An 11,830-nucleotide genomic window follows, 5' to 3' on the forward strand; every position below is an offset into this window, starting at 1 on the left:
TTGTATTCAAATCAAAAAGATATAACAATGAAAACAAAATTACTATTTAAATTAAAAATGCTAACGCTTTTAAGTTTCAGTTTTAGTACTCAATTTGGTCTTGCTCAACAAGGAGAAACACTACATTTTGACGGCTCTGACGATTATGTTATGTGTGGGAGTTTTTTGCCAACGTCATATACAAAAGAAGCTTGGATTTACATTTCAAATTTTAATGTTTCCAATAATATTATTTCGGGAGGAAATGCAGATGGTCAACATGCTTTGTTTATCCCTAATTATTCAGGAAATAAACTAAGTGCAGGTCATAATGGTGCATGGGAAGCTGTTCAAGATCCCAATCCACTAATTATAAATACGTGGTACCATGTAGCAGTAACTTATGATGCTGCAACTACAACAATGAAATTGTATAAAAACGGTAATTTGGTGGCTACTAATACAAACGTACCTCAAGTATTGAATGGCAATATAATTCGATTAGGTTCTTTTGATGATGGTGCTAACGTATTCAATGGAAGAATGGATGAAGTAAGAATTTGGGACAGAGTTTTAACAACTTGTGAATTACAATATAATAAAGATGCGGAATTAGCTGTCGGACAAACGGGTTTAGTAGCTTATTATAAATGCAATCAAGGAACTGCAAATCAAGATAACGGTGGAGAAATTGATTTAATAGATTCAACAACAAATGGATATGATGGCGCAATAATTAATTTTCAGTTAAATGGAACTACTTCTAATTTTGTTGCTCCAGGTAGTCCAGCAAATGGAGTTTCAGGAACTTTATATAACTCATTAAACGTAAATACTTCACAAAGTTTTTGCAATGCAGCACAAGTTTTAGATTTGACAGCAACTGGTTCTGGAACAATTAACTGGTATGATGTTGCAACAGGAGGAACGCCATTGACTAGTACACAAAATTTAGCAACAGGCAATTACTATGTTTCTCAAACTACTGGAACATGTGAGTCGGATAGGATAGCCGTGAGCGTTGTGGTAAATATTACTTCAGCACCTACAGCACCTGCGAACCAAACGTTTGATGCTAATGCAACAATTGCAAATTTAGTAGCTACTGGATCTAATTTGAAATGGTTTTCACAAGCATCTGGAGGTGTAGAATATAATATAACGGATATTTTAACAACAGGAACATATTATGTTTCTCAAACCGATAATGGTTGTGAAAGCTCAAGAACTTCAGTAAATGTAACCATTAATGGAGGCTCACTACATTTTGATGATTCTAATGATAGAATTACTTTAGGTACAGCAATTAATGCCGTTATTGATCCCATCAATACAATAACAGTTGAAGCTTGGGTTTATAATACGTCTTTTAACAACGCATTTGGTTATAATTTGGGGTCTATCATTGGAAATTACAATACCTTTAATGTTGATATGCAATTTATGTTACGAAGAGACGGGACTGCTTATCAGTTTTGGGTTAACGATAGTAATGGAACCAATTTCAAGGCAGTTTCTGTGTCGGATTTAGCCGTGCTAAACCAATGGCAACATGTGGCTGCTGTATGGAATGGGTCTGATTTAAAATTATACCTTAATGGTGTTTTAGTTGGAACAACTACAGGAGTAACGGGAGCCAGCTTTAAATCACTATCGAGTAACCCAATTCATATTGGAACGAACTTATCTAATGAAAAATACACAGGTAATATCGACGAAATCAGAATTTGGTCAAGAGCTTTAACTGCTCCAGAAATACTTAATAATATGAATTGTGAATTGGGCGCTTCGCAAACAGGATTAGTGGCTTACTACAAATTCAACCAAGGATTTGGAGGCGGAAACAATACAGGTTTAACAGCATTAACCGATTCGAGTGGAAACAATTACAACGGTGCATTAAACAATTTTGCGTTAAATGGCGGCACTTCAAATTGGTCAAATATTGCAGCGGTTACTACTGGAAATACTTGCTCTACATTCCTAAATACAACCTCATTTGATGAATCTAATTTAAGTTTGTACCCAAATCCAACTTCAGGAATCGTAAACATTTCTTATGATAAAGAAATTTCTAATGTATCAGTTTATAATTTATTAGGGCAAAATGTTTTAAACCAAGAAGGTAAAGGTTTAGAAATACAATTAGACTTGTCAACACTTGCTTCTGCAACTTATTTTGTGAAAATAACTTCTGAGGGAGCAACAAAAACTATAAAAGTTATTAAGCAATAAAACTCCATAGATTATAGTTGATTAAGCAAATAAAACCGTCTTTATAGGCGGTTTTTGTTTTTAGATTAATGTGTTACCTTTGAATAATAATACTAAAAAATGAAAACCGAAAAAGAAAAAATGCTCTCAGGAGAAAACTATTTTTCCAATGATAAAGAGTTGGTTTTAGAGCGAACGAAAGCTAAGAGATTACTTCATAAATTAAATGTTACAGAATATTTAATGAACGGAAACGCTCGAGCTATTTTAAAAGAATTATTACCTAATGCGAACAAAAGAATATATATCGAGCCGCCATTTCATTGCGATTACGGATACAATATTCATTCTGGCGAAATGGTTTATTTTAATGTGAATTGTGTTGTTTTAGATGTAGCAAAAGTAACTATTGGTAATAACGTATTCATTGGGCCAGGCGTTCATATTTATACCGCAACGCATCCTACAAATGCAATTGAAAGAAGAACCATTGAATTTGCAAAACCTGTTTCCATAGGTAACGATTGTTGGATAGGAGGAAACACAGTAATTTGTCCAGGTGTTACAATTGGTGATGGTTGTACCATTGGCGCAGGTTCTGTAGTAACTAAAGATATTCCAGCCAATTCATTAGCTCTTGGAAATCCAGCTAAAGTGATTCGAAAATTGAATGAATAAAAAAACCGATGCGTTACACATCGGTTGCTATATTAATGAAAGTGATCTTCTTCAATTTCGAATTCGGCATCTTTTTCCCAAATTTCCATTTCACAAGGTTTGCAATTGAATTTTAGTTTGTATTCCAATTCACCTTGCTTTAAAACCAAAGGTTCTTTTACTTTTTTATCCATGTTTTCACGATGGTATTTTGGACAACGTTCTAATTCGTATTTGATGCAATATTTGGTTGTCATTACACGAGATTTTCCTGGATCCCATTGCAATTCGAATGCTTTTTCAATTTCGGTTACGCCATGACGTTCGTAGAATTTACGAGCGGTTTTGTTGGCAACATTGTACATGAAATCCAATTTTGTTTCTGGATAAGGATGTGATGTTTTTACCAATTGGTGTTCTTTTCGAACATAATTTTTCAAACGAATTTCTGATAATTGTTCGTAAACCGTTCTTCGCATTTCATTGATTTTCGAAATAGGAAGAAACCAATTTCCAGAAAATTCAATCGTAATTTCATCAGCGGTATAAGGTGTAAAACCAGTTTTTGCTAAGTTGATTTTGAAATTTTCAGCTAAAGATTCGTTGTTTTTTGTTTGTTCTTTTGGGTGAACTAAATTTACAACGCTTACATTTTCGTCTTCGTCAGTTGCGATTAATTCAAAACCAGTTTCATTTTCTTTTAATAGTAAAGTCGTGCTGATTTTTCGAACCGCACTATCTTCTCTTTCTACTAATTTGATGAAAGCAGCGTCGTTATTTCTATAAATGAAAGTACCTTCTTTGATTTCTTTCAATACGTTGGGATAAACGATTCCGTTTTCGGCACGGTTAACATAAATTCCTTCAGCTTCGTTTTTTTCGTTGATAAAACACAATCCGTCACCATTATTTAATAATTCACCATTTTCAATTACATATGAATTTCCAATGGTTTTAATTAATTTTCCAATGTATTGTCCTTTTGATTTTGGACTTTCCCAAGAGCCAATCGCTTGATGTCTTTCGTTTACAAAATAATCAGTATAACCACGATTAAAAGTTCTATCTAAAGCCGAATCAAAGGTATATGTACAGCTTCCAGAAGAAGCCTTTGTGTATTTATCGCTATTTTCGTTTAAAAAGCTATCTAATTTTTGACGTAAATAAGAAACGTTATTTTTTACATAAACAATATCTTTCAAGCGCCCTTCAATTTTAAACGAAACAATTCCGGCTTCTATTAAATTTGGAACTTGTTCAGTGACATCAAAATCTTTAATCGAAAGTAAGTGACTGTTTTTGATTAAAGTATCGCCATTTCCATCAATTAAATTATAAGGTAAACGACAATTTTGTGCACAAGAACCACGGTTTGCCGAACGTTCGCCATTGGCAACACTCATATAACAATTTCCACTAAATGAAACACATAAAGCACCTGTTACAAAAAACTCTAATTCCACATCGGTTGCCTGACTAATTTCTTTAATCTGGTGCAGGTTTAATTCACGGGCTAAAACTACCCTTTGAATTCCAGCATCAGCTAAGAATTTGATTTTATCGGCATCTCTGTTGTTAGCTTGTGTGCTGGCATGAAGTGCAATTGGAGGCAATTCCATTTCCATAATCGCCATATCCTGAATGATTAAAGCATCAACACCTGCATCATATAATTTCCAAATCAATTGACGACACGTTTCTAATTCATCATCATATAAAATAGTATTGATTACCACAAAAACTTGTACATTATACAAATGTGCATATTGCACTAATGCAGCAACGTCTTCTAATGAATTGTGAGCATTTGAACGGGCTCCAAATTGTGGTGCTCCAATGTAAACCGCATCGGCACCCGCGTTAATAGCGGCAATTCCGGTAAGTAAATCTTTTGCTGGAGCTAAAATTTCAATCTTCTTCTTCATTTGTAAATCTTTAATCTTTCGGGATTTGCCGAAAAAAAGTGTGCAAAGTTCTTATAAAAAATCCAAGATTTCTAATTCAAATTGGCTTTTTTTGAATTTAGAGCATAAAAAAAACACGAATTGGTTTAATTTAATAAATCAATTCGTGCTAATATATTTGTTGTGAATTAAGAAACCGCTTCTTTGATTCTTCTCATTGCTTCTGTTAACAAAGCTTCGCTTGTTGCGTATGAGAAACGAATACAATTTGGATTTCCAAAAGCGTCTCCTGTTACTGTTGCTACATTTGCTTCCGCTAATAAGAACATTGAGAAATCAGTTGCATTTTTAATTTCGGTTCCTTTTACGGTTTTACCAAAATAGTACGATACATCAGGAAAAACATAAAACGCTCCTTCTGGAACATTCAATTTGAATCCTGGGATTTCTTTTACTAATCCAACAACTAAATCTCTACGGCTTTTGAATGCGGAAACCATTTCGTTTAAAACGCTTGGGTCTGCTTCAACTGCAGTAATCGTTGCTCTTTGTGCAATAGAATTGGCTCCTGAAGTAACTTGTCCTTGAATTTTAGTACATGCTTTCGCTATGAATTCTGGAGCTCCGATGTAACCAATTCTCCAACCCGTCATGGCAAATGCTTTCGCAACACCGTTAACCGTAATCGTTCTTTCTAACATTCCAGGAATTGAACCAATACTGCAAAATGTTCCTGAAAAGTTGATATGTTCGTAGATTTCGTCAGAAACTACATATACGTTTGGATATTTTTCTAAAACTTTAGCTAAAGCTGTTAATTCTTCACGATTATAAACCGAACCACTTGGATTACAAGGCGAACTGAACCACATCATTTTTGTTTTTGGTGTGATAGCAGCTTCTAATTGTTCTGGTGTAATTTTGAAATCACTTTCAACAGAAGTTGGAACTTCAACTGGGACACCACCAGAAAGTTTGATAATTTCGAAATACGAAACCCAATATGGAGCTGGAAGAATTACTTCGTCACCTTCGTTTAACATGACTTGTGCGATGTTGTATAACGATTGTTTTGCCCCTGTAGAAACTACAATTTGTGATGGGTTGTAGTCTAAATTATTATCTCTTTTGAATTTTTTGCAAATCGCTTCTTTCAGCTCTAAGTAACCTTCAACAGGTGTGTAGGTACTGTAGTTTTCGTCGATAGCTTTTTTTGCAGCTTCTTTAATGAATTCAGGAGTGTTGAAATCTGGTTCACCTAAACTAAGGCTGATAATGTCTTTTCCTTGTGCTTTTAATTCTCTTGCCAAAGCCGCCATAGCTAAAGTTTGAGATACGGCTAAGTTGTTGATTCTGTCCGATAACGGGTTCATTGTGTGTTAGTTATTATAGTTAATACAAAAGACGCGATTCCTCGCGTCTCTCTATTTTTATTATGCTAATTGTGGTTTTCTTCCTAGTTCTCTCAAATGCTTGAAGTGAGATGCAATTGCCGCTCGAGTAGTTTTAAACTCATGATACGGTAAGTTACATTCCGCTGCTGTTTGTTTTACAATTTCAGCAATTTTATTATAGTGAATGTGGCTTATATTTGGGAAAATATGGTGTTCAATTTGATGGTTTAATCCACCTGTGTAATAATTTACAATCCAATTTTTTGGAGCAAAATTAGCTGTGGTAAATAACTGATGAACTGCCCAAGTGTTTTCGATTTCTCCATTTTCATCTGGCATTGGATTTACAGTGTCTTCTACAACGTGTGCTAATTGGAATACAACACTTAAAATTAATCCAGCAGTGTAATGCATTACAACGAAACCTAAAATAACTTTCCACCAAGTAACCCCTAAAATCATTGGTAATGCTAACCAAATTGAAAAGTAAATTATTTTTGTAATTACTAGTGTTGTCCAAAGTATGGTTGGTTTTTTGAATTCACCATAAGATAATTTTCTTTTTAAGTAACGCTTCATCTGTAAGAAATCAGTTGTGATAGCCCAGTTAAACGTTAATAATCCGTATAAGAAAACTGAATAGTAATGTTGAAATCTGTGGTGACTGTACCATTTTGCGGTTTTAGAAAAACGTAAAATTCTTCCCGCTTCTAAGTCTTCATCGTGACCGATAATGTTAGTATACGTATGATGTAAAACATTGTGTTGTACTTGCCAGTTGTAAACATTTCCAGCTAAGATGTAGATACTTCCGCCCATTAATTTGTTTACCCAAGATTTGGTTGAGTATGCGCCGTGATTACCATCGTGCATTACATTCATTCCAACGCCGGCCATTCCAACACCAATTACTACGTTAAGTAATAAATAAGTCCAAAAAGGCATGTCCATTGCAAGTAAAAAGAAATAAGGTGTTAAGAAAAGGGCAAACATCACTATAGTTTTCAAGTGAAGTTTCCAGTTTCCTGTTTTATCTATCTTGTTTTCTTTGAAATAATCGTTTACTCTTTTATTTAATGTTCTGAAAAATTTCAGATTATCGTTTTTTGAAAAAACTGGAGCTTGTGTATTCATAATTTTGAATTCAAATTTTGCCAAAGATAATTATTATAATTTTTTCATTTATGATATTAGTCATTTTTTATTCACTAAAAAACGTATTTTTGTGCAAAATTTAACGAATGGAAGAGATTTTAAAGCAATTTCCTAATTTAACTGAAAATCAAGTGCTTCAGTTTCAAAAATTGCAATCACTATATCAAGATTGGAATGCAAAAATTAATGTAATTTCAAGAAAAGACATCGATGAGTTATATACTAGACACGTTTTACATTCGTTAGGAATTGCGAAAATTATCGAGTTTCGTCCAGGTTCAAAAATTATGGATGTGGGAACTGGTGGTGGTTTTCCTGGAATTCCATTGGCAATTTTGTTTCCTGAGGTTGATTTTTATTTGATTGATATCATTGCTAAGAAAATCAAGGTGGTGAATGAAGTTGCAATAGGTTTAGGATTAAAAAATGTAAAAGCCGAACAAAAACGTGCCGAATTAGTTAGACAAGAATTCGATTTCATCGTAAGTCGAGCTGTAACCAATATGCCTGATTTTGTAAAATGGGTCGATGATAAAGTTGCTAAAAAGCAAAACCACGAATTAGCGAACGGAATTTTATATTTAAAAGGTGGCGATTTAACCGAAGAATTGAAGGATTTCCCAAAAGCCACAGAATATAATTTATCGGATTTCTTCAAAGAAGAGTTTTTTGAAACGAAGAAAGTGGTGCATTTGCCGTTGAAGTATAAGAAATAAGTGATTAGTAATTAGTTATAAAAACAAAACCCGATTCTCAACTGAAAATCGGGTTTTTTTATTTCTAATTCATTGATTAAAAATCACTTTCTTCTGAACTTTGATATTGTTTTCGTCGATTATTGTTAACAGTAAAATATTGTTGGTTGGTTTTAAATTCGGAATTATAAATTTGTTGCTTTGAATATGATTCTCTTCAAATAAAACTCTTCCTAAAACATCATAAGCTATAATTGATTTTATTTTTGTTGTACTACTTGTTATTGTTAATGAATTGTTCTCGTTGAAAACAATTGTTGAATTTTCATCGAATTCAGTTTGGTTGTTGTTTGATAAATTATTTTTAAATACAATTTCAAAACGATTGTTGATGGTTTCTGCATTTGCAATAAATGTATGATTGTTTTGAGTTAAATCAATTAGGCTGTTTGTAAAATTATCTTTCAAATAAATCGATTGATTTGTAAATAATCCGTCTTTTTCGCCTAATGAAATTGTAAATAATCCACTGTTTTGAGTAGTAAATCCTAATGGGATAACGTCGTCATCAGTAAAAGGTAATCCTTTTCCTTGAATAACTAATTCATTGCCGTTTACTAAAGAATAAATGGCGCTATTTCCGTTATTTAATATTTTTCCATCGTATCCAAAATCTAAATCATTTGTTGCGTTTTCAACATAACCTAATAGAATTTGATTGTGATTGTTATTTCCTTCCGAAAGGTTCAACCAAAAACGGTGTTTTTCAGTTGTTGTAGAAGTACTAATATTGATATTTCTATTGATAAACTGATTATTACTTGTAGCGTTTCGCATACTGTTGGTAAAATACATTGGACCTGTTGCAAGAGCGTTCACATAGAAACCTTGTCCTGTTTGTATGAATTCGTCAGGAATTAATGAGCCATTCATCGCTGCTGTTCCGCCAGTTAAATTACGTGATGCAAAGTTGTTTGCAATATAGGTTCCGCTTACTGCTGCATTTGTATTGGTCCAAAAATGAAGTGTTCCATCAATTTTAGATAAATTTCCAATAATAAACTCTTGAATATTAATTGGTGAAGGGTACGGATTTCCTACTAAATTAAATCCTAAGCCTACAGCACCACCATAAATAACATTTGGATTGATTCTGCCATTATTTGGTGTTCCTGTAAATTTTCCGTTCCAAGTAGTTGTTGTGCTTGGCATTGTGTTTTCGGCTCTAATTAAGTATCCTTTTCCAGTTGCAAAGTTATTTGTTGTAGGATTTACACTATTGTAAGCGGTTGGAGTTGTTGTTCCTGTTGGAATGTATTCGTAAAAACGATTGGTTAACGTGTTTGGTGAAAATGCTAATAAATTTTGATTTGCAACTGGTGCAGACCAACCTACATAATCTAATCTTTTTAGAGAAGTTTCTCTATTGAATTCAATGTTCCCAGAATTTGAAATTTCTTCTATTTGATAAACGTTTGAACTTGATGCAAATTTTAGTTGAGCAGTTGGAGCAACAGTAATTCCACCTCTAACATTTAAATCATGATTCGCTAAGAAATTTACAATAGCTGTTCCTGAAACAGAAATTGAACAAGCGTCGATTGAAGATGATGAGGTATAATTTCCTGTAAATGCAACTTGTTTGTCTTTTGATGGTAATCCATTACTCCATGAAGTTCCATTCCAAGTGGTTGAAGTTGGGCATTTCAATTGAATATTATTTACAATTTCATTCATTGCAAAAGTTACATTTGATGGTGTTAATGTAACGTGATCTTCGTTGGCTGTTGGTACAGAATAAGCATCAAAAGCACTCGTGCTACTAGCATTTATATTTGCATACCAGTTATTAGTACTTGTAATTGCTAATGAACTTTGTGCAGGAATAAAGTCAAACTTTTTAATGGTCATTGCATTTAAAAAGCGAGTTAATGTTGGGTTAGGACCAGCATCAGCGGCTAAACTTTCTAAATTAAACAAACCACCAGGTGCAGAATCTAAACCAGCAGTATAAGCAAATGAACGCGCATTTGTTTGTCCTGTTCCAATAGTTAACCAAAACAATGTCCATGCTTGTTTTCTAACTCTACTTACTCTTATATTGCCATTAGCTGCTGGCGTAAAATTCAAATCTAATAATGCCCTTGTAAAACCATCACTATTTGGAACATCTAATCCTGAAAGTACTGCCATTCCTGGTGTTCCTGTCATTGTTCCATTTCCAGCTCCGTTTGAAATTGCAATTTTTCTACAATTTTGAGGGAAACCCATTGTGTTTAATTCTGTTTGAAAAACATTTCTATGCGTAGGATGACCTGTTGGAAGTAAAGCAGCAGAAGCTTGGTCAAAGTCGGTTAAACTAGAGCCTGATAAATGTCCTTCAAAGTGGTCAATCAGCATTTGTCTTGCTGCAGGACTTTTTAGCATTGAATCTACTATTGCTCTAACAGTTAAATCAGAGATATCCGGGTCGTATGCTAAGTAGTTGAACATGTGTTGCATTCCAATAGGAACATTTGCTCCCAAATGAGGCGAATCAAATGATAACCATAAACGTGTTTTATGATTCATTCCATTCATTTCCATATATCGCAAAGCCATTCTAGTAATCAATCCGCCCATACTTGGACCTATAACCACAAGTTCTTGATTTCCTACTTTATTTGCATTAATATAATTAATCAACTCAATCATTACTCGTGCATTTCTTTGGATATAATCTACACCACCATCTATATTTGTAACACCATCAGGTCTAGTATAAATAGGAAAGTTTAATACAACAACATCATAACCTAAATTTCTAACATTGTCACCAAGATTTTGTGTTGGAGTTCCATAGTTTAATAAGTTATAAATTGCACCTGTATCTCTTCCGTCAGAAGGGTCAAATCCATCACATACAATGATTACTTTGTCTAATAAGCCAGCTTCATTGTCATAAAATATTTGAAATTCTCCTTTTCCAGCATGAGCAGCAGTTTCGTTCGTGCCTTGATAAGTTAATGAAGAAATTATTTCGGTTAATGGGCTAACTGCAAAAGGAGTTTGTTGTGCTACTTTGTTTAATTGACTTAGATTTTGTGCTTTTTCTTTTAAAGTAAATTTTGATTCGTTTGTAAAAACAGTTCCATCGTTTAAAGTAATTTTAAATGAAATTGTTTTTGAACCAAGAGTTTCAAAATCAGCAGAAATAATTTGATTGCTAGAAATTTTTTCAAATCCTTTTCCTGTATTAAAGTTAATTTCAATTTTACTGATTGTTTGAGTAGTTGTATTGAAAATTAATTCGTCAGAAAGTTTAAAAGCAATTTGAGTTCCTTTTAATTGCTTGATTAAAGGAGATGCAAACCCTATTTTATGAATATTAAAGTAATCAATGGAGAAATCTGTAATCTCGTATTGATTGTTTGCATTAAGTTGTAATTGATTTTGTGTTCTTACGCTTGGTTTAATTGCTTCAAATTCAGAAATTAAAATTGAAATTGGAACAATGTTTTCTGCAAAACCTTTTTCTGTTTTGGTTTCTAAAAAATCAATTTTTGGAAGTCGTTCAAGAAAATCAGCTCTTTGAATTTCATGATATACTTGTTTGTAGTCTAATGAAGATAAAGGCTTTGTTTGAACATCAGTTAATTTTGCGATAGCTCCAACTTTATCATATAGTATTTTAGTTTGTGTGTGATTTTTTAATAAGTCAAATGCTTTATTTTTTTCTTTTATTTCTTGAGCATTTGAAGATGCTGAAAAAAGAATCACAGCTACAAAAAGTAATTTTTTAATCATAATTTATTTTCTTTAGGGAGGAAAATACTATGCTTGCATAATAGAT

7 protein-coding genes are annotated in these 11,830 nt (G+C 33.1%); 3 read left to right on the forward strand and 4 right to left on the reverse strand.

Annotated features, from left to right (window positions below):
• Positions 1-27: 27 nt before the first annotated feature.
• Positions 28-2,214 (forward strand): LamG-like jellyroll fold domain-containing protein, encoded by a 2,187-nt coding sequence (locus G4L40_RS06735; RefSeq protein WP_166236442.1) that lies wholly within the window; start codon positions 28-30, stop codon positions 2,212-2,214.
• 99 nt (positions 2,215-2,313) lie between these two features.
• Positions 2,314-2,871: a sugar O-acetyltransferase gene (locus G4L40_RS06740; protein ID WP_166236443.1), complete on the forward strand. Its 558-nt coding sequence runs from the start codon at positions 2,314-2,316 to the stop codon at positions 2,869-2,871.
• A gap of 32 nt (positions 2,872-2,903) precedes the next feature.
• Here the strand turns inward: G4L40_RS06740 and G4L40_RS06745 are convergent, their stop codons facing one another.
• The 3 genes from G4L40_RS06745 to G4L40_RS06755 form a co-directional block, all read right to left on the reverse strand.
• Complete coding sequence (locus G4L40_RS06745; RefSeq protein ID WP_166236444.1) at positions 2,904-4,775, reverse strand: peptidase U32 family protein; 1,872 nt, start codon at positions 4,773-4,775, stop codon at positions 2,904-2,906.
• Positions 4,776-4,942: 167 nt separating this feature from the next.
• Positions 4,943-6,127, reverse strand: a complete 1,185-nt coding sequence (locus G4L40_RS06750) for a pyridoxal phosphate-dependent aminotransferase (protein ID WP_166236445.1) — start codon at positions 6,125-6,127, stop codon at positions 4,943-4,945.
• 60 nt (positions 6,128-6,187) lie between these two features.
• The gene (locus G4L40_RS06755) at positions 6,188-7,282 is read right to left on the reverse strand and encodes a fatty acid desaturase family protein (protein ID WP_166236446.1); all 1,095 of its coding nucleotides are present in this window, start codon (positions 7,280-7,282) and stop codon (positions 6,188-6,190) included.
• 107 nt (positions 7,283-7,389) lie between these two features.
• On the opposite strand from G4L40_RS06755, the gene rsmG reads away from it, so the two are divergent.
• Positions 7,390-8,019, forward strand: a complete 630-nt coding sequence (rsmG, locus tag G4L40_RS06760; RefSeq protein ID WP_166236447.1) for a 16S rRNA (guanine(527)-N(7))-methyltransferase RsmG — start codon at positions 7,390-7,392, stop codon at positions 8,017-8,019.
• A 69-nt stretch (positions 8,020-8,088) separates the two neighbouring features.
• Here rsmG and G4L40_RS06765 read toward each other — a convergent pair whose 3' ends face one another.
• Positions 8,089-11,784 carry a putative lipase gene (locus G4L40_RS06765; RefSeq protein ID WP_166236448.1) on the reverse strand — a complete coding sequence of 1,232 codons (3,696 nt, stop codon included), beginning with the start codon at positions 11,782-11,784 and terminating at the stop codon, positions 8,089-8,091.
• Between the last annotated feature and the right edge of the window lie 46 nt (positions 11,785-11,830).

Origin of the sequence: Flavobacterium celericrescens (assembly GCF_011392075.1) — a bacterium.
GTDB classification, from domain to species: domain Bacteria; phylum Bacteroidota; class Bacteroidia; order Flavobacteriales; family Flavobacteriaceae; genus Flavobacterium; species Flavobacterium celericrescens.